The 18,094-nt window shown below is 42.9% G+C and carries 22 protein-coding genes; 13 read left to right on the top strand and 9 right to left on the bottom strand.

The genetic code is table 11. From position 1 onward, the window contains the following. Window positions 1–13: 13 nt before the first annotated feature. The 5 genes from D2V05_RS04680 to D2V05_RS04695 all read right to left on the bottom strand — a co-directional run bounded on the left by D2V05_RS04680 (window position 14) and on the right by D2V05_RS04695 (window position 4,714). Entirely contained in the window at window positions 14–1,873 is a 1,860-nt protein-coding gene (locus tag D2V05_RS04680; RefSeq protein WP_119646368.1) for a DNA topoisomerase IV subunit B, read from the bottom strand. A gap of 106 nt (window positions 1,874–1,979) precedes the next feature. Further along, on the bottom strand, window positions 1,980–2,882 hold the full coding sequence (locus D2V05_RS04685) for a DMT family transporter (RefSeq protein ID WP_119646369.1): 903 nt from the start codon (window positions 2,880–2,882) through the stop codon (window positions 1,980–1,982). A 67-nt stretch (window positions 2,883–2,949) separates the two neighbouring features. Next, window positions 2,950–4,044, bottom strand: a complete 1,095-nt coding sequence (ychF, locus tag D2V05_RS04690) for a redox-regulated ATPase YchF (protein ID WP_119646370.1) — start codon at window positions 4,042–4,044, stop codon at window positions 2,950–2,952. A 134-nt stretch (window positions 4,045–4,178) separates the two neighbouring features. Further along, a complete protein-coding gene (locus D2V05_RS19885; RefSeq protein WP_262706547.1) occupies window positions 4,179–4,307 on the bottom strand; it encodes a hypothetical protein in 129 nt (42 codons plus the stop codon). Between the two features lie 53 nt (window positions 4,308–4,360). Further along, window positions 4,361–4,714, bottom strand: coding sequence for a 4Fe-4S dicluster domain-containing protein (locus D2V05_RS04695; RefSeq protein ID WP_119646371.1), 354 nt, complete (start codon window positions 4,712–4,714; stop codon window positions 4,361–4,363). Window positions 4,715–4,799: 85 nt separating this feature from the next. On the opposite strand from D2V05_RS04695, the gene D2V05_RS04700 reads away from it, so the two are divergent. The 9 genes from D2V05_RS04700 (at window position 4,800) to D2V05_RS04740 (ending at window position 12,805) form a co-directional block, all read left to right on the top strand. Further along, window positions 4,800–5,846 carry an acyl-CoA reductase gene (locus tag D2V05_RS04700; protein ID WP_119646372.1) on the top strand — a complete coding sequence of 349 codons (1,047 nt, stop codon included), beginning with the start codon at window positions 4,800–4,802 and terminating at the stop codon, window positions 5,844–5,846. Window positions 5,847–5,917: 71 nt separating this feature from the next. After that, on the top strand, window positions 5,918–6,982 hold the full coding sequence (gene serC / locus D2V05_RS04705) for a 3-phosphoserine/phosphohydroxythreonine transaminase (protein WP_119646373.1): 1,065 nt from the start codon (window positions 5,918–5,920) through the stop codon (window positions 6,980–6,982). A 31-nt stretch (window positions 6,983–7,013) separates the two neighbouring features. Then, the gene (locus D2V05_RS04710) at window positions 7,014–7,352 is read left to right on the top strand and encodes a four helix bundle protein (RefSeq protein ID WP_119646374.1); all 339 of its coding nucleotides are present in this window, start codon (window positions 7,014–7,016) and stop codon (window positions 7,350–7,352) included. A gap of 27 nt (window positions 7,353–7,379) precedes the next feature. Further along, window positions 7,380–8,333, top strand: coding sequence for a D-2-hydroxyacid dehydrogenase (locus D2V05_RS04715; protein WP_119646375.1), 954 nt, complete (start codon window positions 7,380–7,382; stop codon window positions 8,331–8,333). A gap of 77 nt (window positions 8,334–8,410) precedes the next feature. After that, window positions 8,411–9,052, top strand: a complete 642-nt coding sequence (locus D2V05_RS04720) for a DUF937 domain-containing protein (protein ID WP_119641668.1) — start codon at window positions 8,411–8,413, stop codon at window positions 9,050–9,052. 100 nt (window positions 9,053–9,152) lie between these two features. Next, the gene (locus D2V05_RS04725) at window positions 9,153–9,578 is read left to right on the top strand and encodes a DUF6146 family protein (protein WP_235855389.1); all 426 of its coding nucleotides are present in this window, start codon (window positions 9,153–9,155) and stop codon (window positions 9,576–9,578) included. Between the two features lie 30 nt (window positions 9,579–9,608). Continuing rightward, entirely contained in the window at window positions 9,609–10,124 is a 516-nt protein-coding gene (locus D2V05_RS04730) for a DUF6787 family protein (protein ID WP_119646377.1), read from the top strand. 54 nt (window positions 10,125–10,178) lie between these two features. Further along, on the top strand, window positions 10,179–10,532 hold the full coding sequence (locus D2V05_RS04735) for a hypothetical protein (protein WP_119646378.1): 354 nt from the start codon (window positions 10,179–10,181) through the stop codon (window positions 10,530–10,532). Between the two features lie 26 nt (window positions 10,533–10,558). Continuing rightward, window positions 10,559–12,805, top strand: coding sequence for a TonB-dependent receptor (locus D2V05_RS04740; protein ID WP_183114784.1), 2,247 nt, complete (start codon window positions 10,559–10,561; stop codon window positions 12,803–12,805). 43 nt (window positions 12,806–12,848) lie between these two features. Here the strand turns inward: D2V05_RS04740 and D2V05_RS04745 are convergent, their stop codons facing one another. The 3 genes from D2V05_RS04745 to msrA are packed head-to-tail and all read right to left on the bottom strand — an operon-like array spanning window position 12,849 to window position 14,302. Continuing rightward, window positions 12,849–13,136 (bottom strand): hypothetical protein, encoded by a 288-nt coding sequence (locus D2V05_RS04745; protein WP_119646379.1) that lies wholly within the window; start codon window positions 13,134–13,136, stop codon window positions 12,849–12,851. Window positions 13,137–13,176: 40 nt separating this feature from the next. Beyond that, on the bottom strand, window positions 13,177–13,776 hold the full coding sequence (gene folE / locus D2V05_RS04750; RefSeq protein WP_119646380.1) for a GTP cyclohydrolase I FolE: 600 nt from the start codon (window positions 13,774–13,776) through the stop codon (window positions 13,177–13,179). Then, window positions 13,763–14,302 carry a peptide-methionine (S)-S-oxide reductase MsrA gene (gene msrA, locus D2V05_RS04755; RefSeq protein WP_235855390.1) on the bottom strand — a complete coding sequence of 180 codons (540 nt, stop codon included), beginning with the start codon at window positions 14,300–14,302 and terminating at the stop codon, window positions 13,763–13,765. The genes folE and msrA overlap by 14 nt, the downstream gene beginning before the upstream one ends. A gap of 181 nt (window positions 14,303–14,483) precedes the next feature. On the opposite strand from msrA, the gene D2V05_RS04760 reads away from it, so the two are divergent. From D2V05_RS04760 to D2V05_RS04775, 4 genes are all read left to right on the top strand, one after another. Next, a complete protein-coding gene (locus D2V05_RS04760; protein ID WP_119646382.1) occupies window positions 14,484–15,152 on the top strand; it encodes an ABC transporter ATP-binding protein in 669 nt (222 codons plus the stop codon). A 1-nt stretch (window position 15,153) separates the two neighbouring features. Then, window positions 15,154–15,918, top strand: a complete 765-nt coding sequence (locus tag D2V05_RS04765) for a TIGR02757 family protein (RefSeq protein WP_119646383.1) — start codon at window positions 15,154–15,156, stop codon at window positions 15,916–15,918. A gap of 108 nt (window positions 15,919–16,026) precedes the next feature. After that, window positions 16,027–16,347, top strand: coding sequence for an ArsR/SmtB family transcription factor (locus tag D2V05_RS04770; protein WP_119646384.1), 321 nt, complete (start codon window positions 16,027–16,029; stop codon window positions 16,345–16,347). After that, window positions 16,344–16,838 carry an SRPBCC family protein gene (locus tag D2V05_RS04775; protein ID WP_119646385.1) on the top strand — a complete coding sequence of 165 codons (495 nt, stop codon included), beginning with the start codon at window positions 16,344–16,346 and terminating at the stop codon, window positions 16,836–16,838. Before D2V05_RS04770 ends, D2V05_RS04775 begins: the two co-directional genes overlap by 4 nt. Before the next feature lie 20 nt (window positions 16,839–16,858). Here D2V05_RS04775 and D2V05_RS04780 read toward each other — a convergent pair whose 3' ends face one another. Continuing rightward, window positions 16,859–18,001 (bottom strand): Gfo/Idh/MocA family protein, encoded by a 1,143-nt coding sequence (locus D2V05_RS04780; RefSeq protein WP_119646386.1) that lies wholly within the window; start codon window positions 17,999–18,001, stop codon window positions 16,859–16,861. Between the last annotated feature and the right edge of the window lie 93 nt (window positions 18,002–18,094).

The raw sequence follows: 18,094 nt of genomic DNA on the forward strand, positions 1-18,094 counted from the left end.
GCATTTAGTTGGTTCACAGTTGATTTTCCTCAACTAGATCTAGTTCGACTTTAAGGTTATTTATGATAAATTCCTGCCTGTCCGGCGTATTTTTTCCCATGTAAAACTGTAACAGGTTGTCGATGCTCATCGCTTTGTCCAGCATTACAGGTTCCAAGCGGATATCGTCTCCAATAAAATGTTGGAACTCGTCCGGAGAAATTTCACCCAATCCCTTGAATCGGGTGATTTCGGGTTTACCTGTCAGTTTTTCAATGGCCTGGCGTTTTTCCTCCTCACTATAGCAATAAATGGTTTCCTTTTTATTGCGTACCCTGAACAATGGGGTTTGAAGAATATATAGGTGATTTTCCTTGATCAGCTCTGGGAAGAACTGCAGGAAAAATGTGATCAACAGTAAACGAATGTGCATACCGTCAACATCCGCATCCGTGGCAATTACGATATTGTTGTAGCGCAAATCTTCCATGGATTCCTCAATGTTCAATGCCGCTTGTAGCAGGTTGAACTCCTCGTTCTCGTACACGATCTTTTTGGACATTCCGTAGGAATTCAACGGTTTTCCACGAAGACTGAACACGGCTTGGGTGTTCACATCTCTAGATTTGGTGATAGATCCGGAAGCGGAATCCCCCTCCGTAATAAAAAGGGTGCTATCCAGCCTGCGGTCACTTTTCATGTCTTGAAGATGGATACGACAGTCACGCAACTTTTTATTGTGAAGGCTTGCCTTTTTGGCCCGTTCCCTTGCCAGTTTTCGAATACCGGACAGTTCCTTGCGCTCCCGCTCCGCTTGAACGATTTTGCGTTGCAACGCCTCAGCGGTCTGAGGATTTTTGTGCAGATAGTTATCCAAATAGGTGCCTAAAAAATCGTTGATATAGGTGCGCACCGTTGGCAGATTGCCTCCCATATCGGTGGATCCTAACTTGGTTTTGGTCTGGCTCTCGAAAACAGGTTCCATGACCTTTATCGAAATTGCCGAAATAATGGACTTCCTTATATCGGAAGCATCGTAGTTTTTTCCGTAAAAATCGCGGATGGTCTTGACCACTGCCTCCCTGAAAGCAGCTTGATGTGTTCCTCCCTGTGTGGTATGCTGCCCGTTCACAAAGGAATGGTATTCTTCGCTGTACTGGGTTTTACTATGGGTCATGGCCACCTCAATGTCCTCTCCTTTCAGGTGGATGATTGGGTAGAGAAAATCGTCCTGGTTGTTGTTGTCTTCCAACAGATCCTTCAAACCGTTTTCGGACTGGTACTTCTCCCCATTGAACATAATGGTGAGCCCGGGATTGAGGTAGACGTAATTTTTGAGCATGCGTTCCACATACTCATTTCGGTATTTATAGTTTTTGAATATGGTATCGTCCGGCGTAAAACTGATCTTGGTCCCTCTTCTTCTTGAAGATTCTTCCAAAAGCTCTTCATTGACAAGGTTTCCAATATTGAACTCCGCCGACTTGGATTGCCCATCCCTGTTCGATTCCACCTTAAAAAAAGTGGACAGGGCATTGACGGCTTTGGTACCGACACCGTTCAACCCTACCGATTTCTTGAACGCACGGGTATCGTACTTACCCCCGGTGTTCATCTTGGAAACCACATCGACCACCTTGCCTAATGGAATGCCACGGCCATAATCGCGCACATTTACAACATTGTCCTTTATGGTAATCTCGATGGTCTTTCCTGCACCCATGACAAATTCATCGATACAGTTATCAATGACTTCCTTGAGCAGTATGTAGATACCGTCATCGGCGGACGAGCCATCTCCCAACTTACCAATGTACATTCCAGGACGCATGCGAATATGCTCCTTCCAATCCAGGGAACGAATATTATCCTCTGTATACTGGGTTTCTGCCATTAATCTATAAGGGTTAATCCTTGCTAATATAAAATTTAGGGGCAAAAATAACAGTGCCGGACAAAGAAAGTAATCAACAATGAAAGTGTACAATTGTTAATATACATCATGCCTTAGCCCTCTTTTTTCGCTGTATGGAGAGGTAGGTGACCCCAAAAATCACCACCATCATTCCTAGTAATTGCCAGTACGTCAATCTTTCATTCAAAAATACAAAAGCCAACAGAATTGTGGAAACTGGTCCCAAGCTACCCAATATCGAAAAATTGGAAGCGCCTAATCGTTCTATGGATGCCGAAACCAGAAAAGATGGGATCAAAGTGGCCAAAATGGCCATGGCGAAACCATAAAGATACACCGGTAGCGGATATTCCCAAAGTTGCCAGCTCCCGGCAATGAGGTAATGTGCCATGATACAGGTTGTAGAAATGATCATAGCATAACACGTAAATCGTAACATCCCAAACTTGGGAATCAACCAACCACTGCCCACCAAATACGAAGCATAGGTAATAGCGCTCAGTAGTACCAAAAAACCACCCCACAACACTCCATTGCCTGTGATATCCAATTCGCTCCAAAAGGTGATAACCACTCCAATGTAAGTGATGATAATGGCCACGGATTGCACTTTGTTTATTTTTTGTTTGAAAAAAAGCCAGGAAAGGAATACTACAATCGTGGGATACACAAATAGAATAATCCGTTCCAGACCTGCCTTGATGTAGTTCAATCCCAAAAAATCGAAATAGCTGGCCAGATAGTAGCCCACAAACCCGAAGAGGAACAACCAGGCATAATCTTTAACACTGATGCTTACCGACGGTTTTTTCTTTCGAATCAGAAAAAGAATGAAAAGATAGAAGGGCAAAGAAAATAACATGCGGAATAAAAGTAGATCTAAGGTATCCACATGGTATTCATAGGCCAGTTTGACCATAACCGCCTTGGAGGAAAACAGAATTACCCCCACAATACCATAAAAGATTCCCAAGCTTTTGTTCGACATACATCAAAACTAAACTTGAGCTAAAAATTTAAAGGAGAAAATCAGGTAGAATTACAACGGTCAGCGTTTACACATTGAACCTAAAGTGCATGATATCACCGTCTTTCACGATATATTCCTTGCCTTCTACACGCATACGGCCAGCTTCCTTTACCTTGGATTCGCTGCCATATTTAATGTAATCGTCATAAGAAATCACCTCTGCACGGATAAATCCCTTTTCAAAGTCGGTATGGATCACCCCTGCAGCCTGGGGAGCGGTGGCCCCAACGGGAATGGTCCAAGCACGAACCTCTTTAACACCGGCGGTGAAATAGGTTTCTAGATCCAACAATTTGTAAGCCCCGCGAATCAATTTGGCAGAACCTGGCTCAGTAAGGCCTAAATCTTCCAAGAACATCTGGCGCTCTTCATAAGTTTCCAATTCGGTGATATCTGCTTCGGTGCCAACCGCCAAAAAGATGACTTCTGCATTTTCATTGGCTACCGCTTCTTTTACCTTTTCAACATAAGCATTACCCTTTGTGGCTGAACCTTCATCCACGTTGCATACATACATCACGGGTTTGTCCGTAATCAGTTGCATCGGTCTTACATATTCGGCACGGTCTTCCTCGCTGATTTGAATGGCGCGAACCGAAGTTCCGGACTCCAAACCTTGCTTAACGGCATTGAGCACGGCTTCTTCCTTTTGGGCTTCCTTATTTCCAGTTTTGGCTGCTCTTTTAACTTTTTCCAGTTTTTTGTCCACACTTTCCAAATCCTTCAACTGGAGTTCCATATCGATGGTTTCCTTATCTCGAATTGGGTTTACGGAACCATCCACGTGCACAATATTGTCATTGTCAAAACACCTCAAAACGTGCAGAATGGCATCGGTTTCGCGGATATTTCCCAAAAACTGGTTGCCCAAACCTTCACCCTTGCTAGCCCCTTTCACCAATCCCGCAATATCTACAATTTCCACCGTTGCAGGAACCACGCGCTCTGGATTTACCAACTCTTCCAATTTTTCCAGTCGCTGGTCGGGCACGTTCACCACACCAATGTTGGGTTCAATGGTACAAAAAGGGAAGTTGGCACTTTGTGCTTTTGCATTGGAAAGGCAATTGAACAAAGTTGATTTTCCTACGTTGGGCAATCCTACAATACCGGCTTTCATTGACTAGATAATAGATGTTATATTTTAGAACTCGGATCAAATCTCAGAACAGAAATACCATTGTATTCATTGATTATTGATGACTGTTCATTGATTTAAGGCTGCAAATATAAGTTGAAGTTTTGGTTGAGGGATCAATATTTCCCAATCAAAAGGTAGATGCCCATGATAAACAGGGCAATGATTCCTAAAATGGCCACCAAAGAGAGGATGCATCCCAACTGCATCCAAATGCCTTTGTACTCTTTTTCCTTTTCTTCCATAAAAAAACCCGAACCATTTAAAGTCCGGGCTAAATTACAAGATATTTTATTGATTAGTTGTTGGGATGCATAAAACGCTGCTTGCCCAACAATACATCTTCGCTTTCAACATGGTCCTCATCGGGGACACAACAATCCACCGGGCAAACCGCGGCACATTGGGGTTCTTCATGAAAACCTTTGCACTCGGTGCATTTATCTGGAACGATATAATAAATTTCATCACTTACAGGATCCTGCACATCATCCGCATTCACGGCCTTGCCGTTTGGCAAAACCACATCTCCGGTCAACGATGTTCCATCGCTGTATCTCCACTCATCGGCACCTTCATAAATTGCGGTATTGGGGCATTCTGGCTCGCAAGCACCACAGTTTATGCATTCATCTGTTATAATTATGGCCATAATTTCCTTTTCCTTTTGGGCTGATTCTTTTCAGCATGCTTACTTTTGACAAAAATAAACCCTAGTAATTTAGTGTACAAATTTAATGACACCGTATAACCAAAGAATAACAGCTTTTGTCGAACTTGGAAAATACCTAACGGATTTTTGCGAAAAATGTTATGCGAACGATGATTCCATCGACCTTGAATTCAAGGAAATAGTGGCTCGGGCCGAACATGAAAACGGATGGTTTACCCAAGAGAATATTTTGCACGCTTTAAGGGAATGGGGACATTTGCTCACCAAAGAAAATCTTGAAGATTGGTTGTCTGGATATGATTTGAGCACTGTGGATTATCCAAAAATCATTGGCATCATCATGGCCGGGAACATACCTTTGGTAGGTTTCCATGATTTTCTCTGCGTTATCTTGTCCGGACATAAGGTTTTGGCAAAGCTTTCCTCCAACGATAAAAGATTGTTGCCCCATTTGGTGAAATTTTTGGTTGAACAAGATCCATCATTAGAAGAAAGCATTGCTTTTGTGGAAGGGAAAATGGAAGGTTTTGATGCCGTTATAGCTACTGGAAGCAACAATACAGGACGTTATTTTGAGTATTACTTCGGGCAAAAACCACATATCATCCGCAAGAACCGAAATTCGGTGGCTATCCTGACCGGTAAAGAGACCCAAGAAGAATTGGTGGCTTTGGGCGAAGATATTTTCAGGTATTATGGATTGGGTTGCCGCAATGTTTCCAAAATTTATATCCCCGAAGGATTTGATTTTGACCCTTTCTTCAAGGCCATGTACGCTTACGGAGACATTATCCACCAACACAAGTATGCCAATAACTACGACTACAACAAAGCGGTGTACCTGATGAGCGATTTCAAGATTTTGGACAATGAATTTTTGGTTTTGAAAGAAGAGGCTTCCCTCTCCTCGCCTATTTCGGTATTGTTCTATTCCTATTATAGTTCAGAAGAAAACCTTCAGAAAGAATTGGATACGTTAAACGATCAAATCCAATGTGTGGTTTCCAATCAATATAAGGATGGACATGTCGGTTTTGGAGAGACACAAAAACCTCGATTGAACGATTATGCCGATGGTGTCGATACTATGGAATTTCTGCTTCAACTTTAAGAAAAATCGAAACCCGAGAACCGTTTTCAGATCCAAGAATTTTTAAGACCTTTATCCCGTAAACCAAGGAAATGAAAAAACACAATTTTAGTGCAGGACCCAGCATTTTGCCCAAAGAGGTCTTGTTAAAGGCTTCCGAGGCCGTAATGGACCTCGATGGAATCGGACTTTCCCTAATCGAAATATCCCACCGTAGCAAGGAATTTGTAGCCATCATTGAAAAGGCCCGTTCCCTGGCATTGGAATTGATGGGGTTGGAAGGAAAAGGCTATCAGGCCATTTTTCTTCAGGGTGGTGCGAGCATGCAGTTTTTAATGGCCGCCTATAATCTTTTGGAGAAAAAAGCAGGATACGTGAATACGGGTACCTGGAGTCAAAAAGCCATCAAGGAAGCCCGCTTATTCGGCGAAATTGTTGAAGTGGCCTCGTCCCAAGAAAATAATTTTGACCATATCCCAAAGGGATACAAGGTCCCGAATGACCTGGACTATCTTCACCTGACCTCGAACAACACCATCTATGGCACACAGATCAAAGAATTTCCAGAAACGGACGTTCCCTTGGTCTGTGATATGAGTTCCGACATCTTTTCACGTCAGCTCGATTTCTCAAAATTTGACCTGATTTACGCTGGGGCCCAAAAGAATATGGGACCCGCCGGAACCACTCTTGTAGTAGTCAAGGAAGATGTATTGGGTAAGGTATCCCGAAAAATCCCATCCATGTTGGATTATGCCGTGCATGTAAGCAAGGATAGTATGTTCAATACTCCCCCTGTGTTTGCGGTCTATGTTTCTATGCTTACGATGCAGTGGTTGAAGGATTTGGGAGGTATTCCAGCCATTGAGGAAATCAACGAGCGGAAAGCCAACTTGATCTATTCCGAAATTGAACTGAACCCTGTATTCTCTGGTTTTGCGGCCAAAGAAGACCGTTCCATGATGAATGCCACGTTCAATATTACTGATGATGGACTCAAAGATATATTTGATAATATGTGTAAGGAAGCAGGCATCAGCGGCATCAACGGGCATAGATCCGTTGGTGGTTACAGGGCTTCCATGTACAATGCACTTCCCATTGAAAGTGTTGGGGTTTTGGTCGATATCATGAGCGAATTGGAAAAGAAAGGATAAGTTTTTTTAAATGTTCAATTCTAAGTTTTAAGTGTTGATTGAGGACAAGACCTTTAAATTTTCTCTTAGTATCATCAAATTGGTCAAAGATTTGAAGGCAAATAAAGAATTTGTCTTTGCTGATCAACTGCTTCGTTCATCAACCAGCATTGGAGCCAATGTTGTTGAAGCTGGTGCAGGTCAATCCAAAAGGGATTTTATCACAAAAATGGCGATTGCTTCCAAAGAGGCAAGGGAAACGCGTTATTGGCTCAGATTGATCAAAGAAAGTAAATTGACAAAGATTGGGACAGAATCTTATTTGGATGAAATCGACCAGATCATTAAAATATTGACCAAAATAGTGAAGACCAGTCAAGAAACGATTTAGCATTCAAAATTTAAAATTTATTACTTAATGAAGGTTATATTAGCCAACGAGGGGTTGGCAAATGAAGGAATCGCTTTGCTTGAAAAAGCTGGATTTGAGGTCAACCTCACGCATGTTGCCCAAGAACAGTTGGCAAACTTTATCAACAAAAATGAAATCAACGGACTTTTGGTGCGCAGTGCCACCAAGGTCAACAAGGAAATCATTGATGCTTGCCCCTCCCTTAAATTAATCGGTCGCGGTGGCGTGGGTATGGACAATATCGATGTGAAACATGCCGAGTCCAAAGGAATCCATGTCATCAACACCCCGGAGGCATCCTCCGAATCTGTTGCAGAATTGGTCTTTGCCCATTTGTTTGGCGCGGTACGTTTCCTCCCAGACTCCAATAGGAATATGCCATTGGAAGGCGAGAGTCATTTCAAATCACTGAAGAAAAGTTATGCCGGCGGGGTGGAACTACGTGGAAAAACATTGGGTATTGTCGGTTTTGGAAGAATTGGACAGGCAACTGCCAAGATGGCCTTGGCACTGGGCATGAGAGTAATCTACACGGATCATCATGTCACTAAAGCAAGTTTGGACATTTCTTTTTTTGATGGTCAATCCGTGAATTTTACTTTGGAGGCCCAGGAATTGGAAAGTGTGTTGAAACAATCCGATTTCGTTAGCCTGCATGTTCCGGCACAAGAGGATTATGTCATCGGCAAAAAAGAATTGGAAATGATGAAGCCGGGTTCTGGAATCATCAATACCTCCCGTGGCGGCATCTTGGACGAAGTGGCTTTGGTGGAAGCCTTGGACAATGACCACCTCGCCTTTGCAGGATTGGATGTGTACGAATCGGAACCGCACCCAGAAATCCAAATTTTGATGAACCCCAAAATATCCCTTACGCCACACATCGGGGCATCTACTATTGAGGCACAGCAACGTATTGGAATGGAATTGGCCCAACAGGTTATCAATTTGCTAAATTGATTTATTTTTGTAGGGCAAAACAGCATAGCAAAGACTACTTTTTTGTACATTGTCCTTCTAACCTTAACAATAAACACATGTCAGGATTATTGGATTTACTGAATAGCCCCATGGGCAAACAATTGGTCAGCGGGGTAGCAGGACAGACGGGCCAATCTGAAAGCAAAACTGCCGATGTTTTGAGCATGGCCATGCCACTTTTGATGGGAGCTATGAAAAAGAATACTTCTACACCGGGTGGTGCCCAAGGATTGATGAACGCGCTCAGTTCCAAACATGATGGTAGCATTTTGGATAATCTAGGAGGTTTCTTTGGTGGTGGTGTAGACCAAAGCGCCATGGATGACGGAGCCGGAATTTTAGGCCACATTTTAGGATCAAAACAGCCACAGGTCGAGAATGCCCTAAGTAGTAAATCGGGGATGGATGCAGGTACCATTGCCCAGATTTTACAGATAGCCGCCCCTATCCTATTGGGATATCTCGGCAAGCAGACACGACAACAAAATGTGAGCAGCCCTGATGGACTCAACGGACTTTTAGGTGGATTGATGGGCGGTAACAAAACTGCGGCCAAACAGCAATCCCTCATTGAAACCTTTTTGGATTCCGATGGTGATGGCAGTATCATGGACGATCTTGCCGGAATGGTATTGAACGGAGGTGGTCAAAAGAAAAGTGGCTTGGGAGGAATCCTCGGCGGATTGTTTGGCAAATAGAAACACCGACTTAACGTTATTTAACAAGGCCGTTTGAAATTTCAAATGGCTTTTTTTGTACCTTAAGATTATGAAAAAGAAAAAGATACACCATTCAATAATGACAATAGCTTTGCTATTGTTTGTCTCCTGCACTACCCAAAAACAAGCGTTGGATATTTCCAGCGAGGAACAGGCCGTTTTTGATTCCAAAGAAGAAGAACCCGTAGAAATCAAGGATGAAAAAACAGAGTATGAGATCGTCATTATTGAACCGGGGTTCAACACATGGTTGTTGAGCATTGCCAGGCCTGAAGGTTATTATTCTCAAAGTTTTCTTGAAAACCGCAACGCCATTTTGGTCATGAATTGGAACCAACGGGTGATGCAACCCAACTTATATAATCCAAACCTATATGAAATGCAGATCAACTACGATCCCAACATAGATTATGGGTACGAGGTCAACTACAAGCTCTACAATTATTTCATTTACTTCCAAAGAAAGTATCACCAACGCCTGGGCCCCTTTATTCCAAGGATTTAATGTCGTATTTTTGCATGACAACCATAGGCAATGCAAAGAATAAGACAGCGTTGGGAAATCCAGAAGAATTGGCAATTAATTTTTCCTGTTCTTGGCGTAACGCTTACCATGCTTGCCGCCTATATGATCGCTAGAAGGTTGTTACACCTTTTTGGACTCAATAACACCTATTTTGAATGGATTTTCACCATTGGCGTTACGCTGTTGCTTTATTTTCTATTGATTCGGTTCTTTTTGTGGTGTTTTAAAAAGTTGGAAAATAAATGGAAGGTGACCTTCAAATGGGAAATGATCACCATTTTTATTGTTTTTGCCATAACAGGTAGTTTGGCCGGTAAAATGGCAGGCCCCTTGGTGGAATGGATCGGGCTGGGCAAGGGCGCCGTACATCATGTTCTTTATTGGATCATCAGGATTCTTATCATTTTCCCCTTATATCAAGTCTTATTGATTTCCATAGGATGGCTTTTTGGGCAGTTCCAATTCTTCTGGAATTTTGAAAAAAAAATGCTCAAACGCATGGGATTGGGCTTTCTTGCTCCATAGTTTAAGGTTTTATTAACACAGAAAGAGCAAAGGTCTTCTTTAAATTTGTTGGAAATGGCCTTCAAACTCCACAAACGCGCGATTTCATATCTGTCCCTTGTTCTTGCATTGGGGATTCTTACGCCGTCTGTTGTCAAGTTAGCACATGCCATATATGGGCATTCCCAAGAGCAAAAATGCCTCGCACAGGGAACCAATCATATCCACAGTGCAAACTTTCATTGTGACTTTCATGATTTTACCCTGGCCTCCAAGGTGTTTTTCAATTCTTCTTTTACCTATTTGCCGGTAGAGGTACCGGAAATTGTGCACAATGAAACGGCCTATCATTTTGTCTTTAAACCCTTCAAGGCACAATACCATGCCTTACGAGGTCCTCCGAGGGTTGTAACATCTACTGCCGTTTAGATTTTACAAACCTTTTAATTTTTACAATGAAACAACTTTATATTGCAATGCTCCTGGCATTGTCCCCTCTTTATATATTTTCTCAAAATACCCTAACTGGAACCATTACAGATTCTGAAAACGGAGCTCCACTGGAACAAGTATCCATATACTTTCCACAATTGCAGAATGGTACCATTACGGATGAGAATGGAAATTACACCCTAAAAAACCTTCCGGAAGGCAATTACAAATTGGTGGTTTCTTACTTGGGATATGAAACCTATTCCATTTCTTTTGAAATCGGGACAGGAAATAATGTGTTCGATTATCAAATGGTTCCCTCGGCCATAGAAATGGATGAAGTAGTCCTCTCCACACCCTTCCATAAACTGGAAAGGGAAAACGTAATGAAAGTGGAGCAAAAGTCAATCGCCGAGCTAAAAAGTGAAGGAGCCATGACGTTGGCAGATGGTATCACCCGTATACCCGGAGTCTCATCAGTGTCCACAGGTGTGGGTATCGGCAAACCTGTGATTCGTGGATTAAGTTTCAACAGAGTTTTGGTATACACACAAGGTGTCCGCTTGGAAAACCAGCAATTTGGTGGCGAACATGGTCTTGGATTGAATGATGCCGGGATTTCCAGTATCGAGGTCATCAAGGGTCCCGCGTCATTGCTATATGGCTCCGATGCCTTAGGAGGTGTACTCTATTTGAATCCGGAAAATTTTGAACTGGCAGGTAAGACTTCCGGGGATATAAACCTGAACTATTTTACCAATACGTTGGGTTATGGAACCAACGCTGGTTTCAAGACGTCAGGCGAGAAATTCAAGTTTTTGGTAAGGGGAGCCATTGCTTCCAATGCGGATTACGAAACCGGGGACGGCACCAGTGTCACCAATTCAAGGTTCAAGGAATCGGATATCAAGACAGGGTTTGCCTATCAAGCCGCCAAATTCAAAACGGAGCTACGATATAATTACAATCTCTCCAAGCTTGGTATTCCAGAAGAGATCGGGGTACAAAACAATGATCGTGATCCCTTACTGCCCTATCAGGAAATTTTTACCCATATCCTGAGTTCCAAGAACAATTTCTTTTTCAAGAAATCAAGCCTTGAAGCTACTTTTGGCTACATTTTTAACGACAGAAAAGAGTTCGAGGAAGAGCATGATCATGAAGAAGAAGGTGAGGAAGAGGAACATGGAGAGGGACCTTCCTTGCATATGGAGTTGAGTACTTTTAATTACAACATTCACTACAACCCGCAATGGGGCAAGACAACCACTATTTTCGGGATTCAGGGGATGAGCCAAAAGAATGAAAACTTTGGGGAAGAAGTGTTGATTCCAAACGCTACCACCAATGATTTTGGGATTTTGGCCACATCTCACATCCATTTCACTAAAAGTGATTTTCAATGGGGACTCCGGTATGATGTCCGTGCCATAAAGGGTGATGAAAGCGGTACAGTAGGTGAGGAAACCTATATCGCTGCCATTGACCGTAATTTCAACAGCTTTAATGCTGCTGTGGGGTACCGTGTAGATGTTACCGATAACATTTTGGCCCGTTTGAACCTCGCATCTGGGTTTAGAGCACCCAATTTGGCGGAATTGACCTCCAATGGACTACATAGCGGGGCCAACCGCGTAGAAATAGGAAATCCCGATCTTAAGAGTGAGCGGAATTTTCAGATAGACCTCGCCCTTGAATACGGGAACAAACATGTGGAGGCCTACATCAATGGGTTCTACAATGGCGTGAGCGATTACATCTATCTTCAGCCTACGGGCGAGTTCAGGGATACGGACCCCATCTATATCTTTCAGCAACAGAATGCTACTTTGTATGGTGGTGAATTTGGGTTCCACATCCATCCACACCCCATAGATTGGTTGCATTTGGAAAGTAGTTATGATATTGTGTATGGCCAATTGGAAGACGATACCAACCTACCCTTGATGCCGGCTAATAAATGGACCAATACCTTCAGGGTAGAATGGAACAAAAAGGACACCCAATATCGATGCTATGCATTCGTGACGCTTCAAACCTTTTTTGACCAGAATAAAGTGGCCGTATTCGAGACCAAGACCCCTCGTTACAATCTGTTCAATGTGGGTGTTGGGGGAGATATCAAGATCTTTGACCACAAAATCGGGTATAAAATCAGTGGCAACAACCTGTTCGACAAAAACTATATCTCGCACCTATCTCGGTTGAAAACGGATGGAATTGCCAACATTGGGCGCAACGTAGCTTTCAATTTGAGCATTCCGCTTTAAAAGAGAATTAAGAATTTAGAAGAAGGGCAACGATTGATAAATATCAATCGTTGTTCTTTTTTTTGGTCAAAAGATAGGTGTAGATCCACGTCAAGGTAAACGTAGGGATAATATCAAGACCAGGAATCAACTCTTCGGTGAAGGTGATCAAACCAGCGGCCTGCCCTACCCTGCCCTTGTACATACGGGTCATGAGCCAACCGGCAATGGGAGCCCAGATTACGTCGGAAAACTCGCCCACACCAGGAATGATAAAGGATAACATCCCAATGCCATCAAACACCAATCCCAAAATGAGATTGCGGTACTTCTTGTCTTTTTCTTCTCCCATAAAGGAAAAATAGGAATTCCCCCCGAATTGTGGAAATCGACTATGACAAATCTGAACTAATAAGCTTCAGGAACTCGTTACGGGTCTCTATTTTTTCAAATTGTCCCCTAAAACCTGATGTGGTGGTCACAGAGTTTTGTTTCTGTACCCCGCGCATCATCATGCACATATGGGCTGCTTCGATCACCACAGCAACCCCTTTCGGTTTCAAGGTATTATTGATGCATTCCAAAATATCGTGCGTCAACCGTTCCTGCACCTGCAACCTGCGGGCAAAAACATCCACAATGCGTGGAATCTTGCTCAACCCCACAATATGTCCGTTGGGAATGTAGGCGATGTGGGCCTTGCCAAAAAAAGGTAACATATGATGCTCGCAAAGCGAATACATTTCTATATCCTTGATGATGACCATATCATCGTAGCTCTCGGCGAACATTGCGCTCCTCAAAATCTCTTCGGCGTCCTGTTGATAACCTTGGGTAAGGAACAACATGGCTTTGGCGGCACGCTCTGGTGTCTTGACCAATCCTTCACGGGTTACATCTTCCCCAATATCGCCCACGATCTTGGTAAAATGATCCTTGACCTCGTTAGTGATTTCGATATTGTATTCCTCAAGGTTTCTATAAGGTGCCATACTGTAGTTTTTTTGAAAAATAGGTGTTAAGCTTTTTGATTTTTGGATTGATGATGACCTGACAATACGGTTGTTGCTGATGGTCGTTGTAATAATTGTGATGCTCCTCCTCTGCTAAATAAAAGGGCTTTTCTTCGGAAATAGCCGTAACAATAGGGGATGCAAAGATGCCTTGTTTTTCCAACAGGGCAATGAACTGTTCTGCTAATTCCTTTTGTTTGTCATTAGTATAGAAAATCTCACTGCGGTATTGAGTCCCCACATCGTTCCCCTGTCGGTTGAGGGTCGTAGGGTCATGCGTGGCAAAAAATACTTCAAGCAATTCGGTATAAGAGACTTGGGAAGGATCAAAAGTGATCTTGATGGCTTCCGCATGCCCGGTCCTACCCGTACAGATTTCACGATAAGCAGGATTTTTTATGGTGCCGCCCGTATACCCAGGAACCGCTGATTCCACACCTTTCAAACGTTGAAAAACCGCTTCGGTACACCAAAAACAACCGCCAGCAAATATGGCGGTTTCCATTGCAATGTTATTTTGTTTATCCATTATTGTTCAAAGTTAAACAAAGTTTGGGATTTCACATTCTAAATCCCAAACTTATTCCATTCGGTATTAGTCGTACAAATGACCGAAACTTAATTTAAAAACCCGCATCTTTGTGGCTTCGACAGTAATCATTACTTTCATTCCAGGAAGACATTTTATGATAAAGGCCACGAACATTCAAAAAAGTTACGGAGACCTTAAGGTCTTGAAAGGGGTTGATCTCGAAATTCAAAAAGGGGAAGTTGTTTCCATTGTAGGTGCTTCCGGCGCAGGGAAAACCACCTTGTTGCAGATTCTTGGGACCCTCGATACCCCATCCAATAAAGGGGAAAGTACCTTGTTCATCAATGATACGGATATTAACCAATTGAATGATAAAAACTTGGCCCGATTCCGAAATGAACATATAGGGTTCATCTTCCAATTCCATCAATTGCTGCCTGAGTTTACGGCGCTGGAAAATGTCTGTATCCCTGCATTCATCAAGGGTACGGGCAAATCCGAGGCAGAAAAAAGGGCGAAGGAACTCTTGGATTTTTTAGGACTTGCCGATAGGTATGACCATAAGCCCAATGCGCTTTCAGGTGGGGAACAGCAACGGGTAGCCGTGGCACGATCCCTGATGAACAGCCCATCGGTAGTTTTTGCGGACGAACCCAGTGGTAACCTCGATTCCGAAAGTGCGGATAACCTGCACAAACTATTTTTCAAGCTTCGGGACGAATTCGGCCAGACCTTTGTTTTGGTGACCCACAACCTGGAACTGGCCAATATGGCTGACCGTAAATTGACCATGGTAGATGGTATGATCGTAGCCAAGAATTAGCATGACCAAAGCGGAGTTAAAGGATTTTCTGGATGCCAAGGTGGAGGAATACAACCATCCCCGATTTTTAGAGGATGACCCCCTGCAGATTCCCCATCGCTTTACTAAAAAAGAGGATGTCGAAATCAGTGCTTTTTTGGCTTCTACCATTGCATGGGGCAACCGAAAAAGCATCATCAACAATGCCTCTAAATTGATGGACCTCATGGACCATGCTCCCCATGATTTTGTCATGGGCCATCAACCTGAAGATCTTGAAAAACTGTCACGCTTTGTACATCGTACTTTTAATGGGACCGATTTGGGTTATTTTGTAACCAGCCTGAAAAATATATATACCAACCATGGTGGTCTAGAAGGCATATTTACTACCTATCAGCAACCAGACTCCATGCAACCGGCCATTTCAAAATTCAAGGAAATTTTCTTTGAACTGCCCCATGAGACCCGTACTACCAAACATGTCTCCGATCCGTTAAAAGGTTCAGCGGCCAAGCGTATCAATATGTTTTTGCGGTGGATGGTACGTGACAATTCCACTGGTGTTGATTTTGGCTTATGGAAAGACATTTCACCCAGTAAACTTTCTTGTCCATTAGATGTGCACACGGGAAATGTGGGCAGAAAGTTAAAACTATTGAAGCGCAAACAGAGTGATGCCAAAGCCTTGTCCGAGTTGGACCGGAACCTACGAAAACTGGACCCTACCGACCCAGTAAAGTACGACTTTGCCCTTTTTGGTTTGGGTGTGTTTGAAAAATTCTAACTCATTTATTTAATATTTAGAGCGATAAAAAATGCTAAAATATTTTGCGCAACCAAAAAGTTGCATATATATTTGCAACCAAACAGTTTCATAAATCGTATTGAAAAGATGAGAAGAGATGTTTTTCAAGCTATTGCCGATCCCACACGAAGGGCCATCATAGCACTGATTGCGTTGCAATCCTTAACGCCCAATACCATTGCGGAAAACTTTAATACTTCCCGTCAATCTATTTCAAAACACTTGCGCATTCTCACCGAATGTGAATTGGTGCATCAAGAACAACAGGGCCGGGAAATTTACTATTCGCTTAAAATAGAAAAGATGAAAGAAATAGATGCGTGGCTTGAACAATACCGGAAAATTTGGGAAACCCGATTCAACCAACTCGAAAACGTATTATCCACCATAAAAAAACAAGCAAAATGAAAGATCACCTATTATTCAACTTTACTGTAGACAAATCAATTCAAACCGTTTTTATTGACAAGGAATTTGCAGCAGAATTGCCCTTGGTTTGGGATGCCTTTACAAAACAAGAAATTCTGGATCAATGGTGGGCTCCTCTACCTTGGAAATCGGTAACTAAACATATGGATTTTAAAGTAGGTGGTAGACGGTTTTATGCCATGGTAAGTCCGGAGGGCCAAGAACATTGGTCACTTCAACAATACACTTCCATCAGTCCCAAAACCAATTTTAAAATGTTCAATGCATTTGCTGACGCGGATGAAAACCCACAATTACCAGGCTCCAACTGGGATTTGAGTTTCAGTGAAGAAAATGGGGTCACCAAAGTCAGTATTTCCATTCACAATGATTCCCTCACCCGAATGGAACAGATGATCGAAATGGGCTTTAAAGAAGGATTTACCGCAACATTAACGTATTTGGAAAAGGTGTTGAAATCACTATCGTAAACCCGGACGGTCAAAAAATTTCAATCACCCCCAAAACCAAAGCCGGGGGCAAGATCCAAGTTGATTTTCTGCCCTCCTTTGGCAATGGACGCATAGATGGCCTCAACAATCATCATATCCCGTTTGCCCATTTCTCCTGGTGCCTTATTGGGTTCTCCCATGAGCACATGCTTTGCAAAATCATCCATTTGTAATTTTTGTTGGCTTTCATGTGGAAACTTGATAATGTCACCATTGGAAGTTTTGCCACTCAACGGTCCATAATTGTTGGCCGGTTGCAACTGGAACCAACCATTGGTGCCTGAAACATACATACTGTTTGCGTTAAAATTGTGCGAAGTGGAGATATTGGCCACTGCCCCACTTGGAAATTCAAATTGAGCTAAGATGGTCTCATCCGTATCCTTAAAATATTCTGGTCGGGTGCTGAATTCTTGTGCAGAAACCGAAATAGGGTTCTCCCCTGTCCCATAAATAGTACTTTGCACGGCATAAACCCCCATATTCATAAGAGCTCCGCCGCCTGAAAGCTTCCGGTTCAACCGCCATTGGTCAGGATTTCCCGTGGATCGATAAGCAGCCTCAGCAGACACAAATTTGATGTCTCCAAAAGTCTTTTCCTTCACAAATTGCTTTACTTGTTGGGTATAGGGTTCTGAATGTAACCGATACCCCATGCCTAATTTCACTCCAGCAGCCTTACAGGCATTTATGATAGCATCACACTCTTCCACACTAACGGCCATGGGTTTTTCACAGATGACATGCTTTCCCGCTTTGGCAGCACGAATACAAAATTCGGCATGCATGCTGTTGGGCAACACCACATATACCACATCGATGGCATCGTTCTTGGCGATTTCATCAAAATTTTGATAGTTGTAGATGTTTGCTTTGGGAATCCCGTACTTGTCGGCCCAGATCTTTTCCTTTTCTGGGGTTCCTGTCACGATTCCTGCCAAATAACAATGCTGGGTATCTTGAAGTGCAGGGGCCAATTGGTAGGTGCTATAACTGCCCAATCCTACCAGGGCAATGCCCAGTTTCTTTTTATCCTGATCGGCCCCCATGGCACAGGCAAAGGAAGTAACGGACATAAGGGCGGCGCTCCCAGCTCCCTTGATCATTAAACCATTGAAATCCCTTCGGGTTAAATTTTTCATAGATGTCATGTTTAGTGTGCTGTACTAAAAATACATATAATGATTGAACCTTTATAATTTTATGTTTTTACGATTCCTTTAACAGCAATAGAC

Source organism: Flagellimonas pelagia (assembly GCF_003584135.1).
GTDB lineage: Bacteria > Bacteroidota > Bacteroidia > Flavobacteriales > Flavobacteriaceae > Flagellimonas > Flagellimonas pelagia.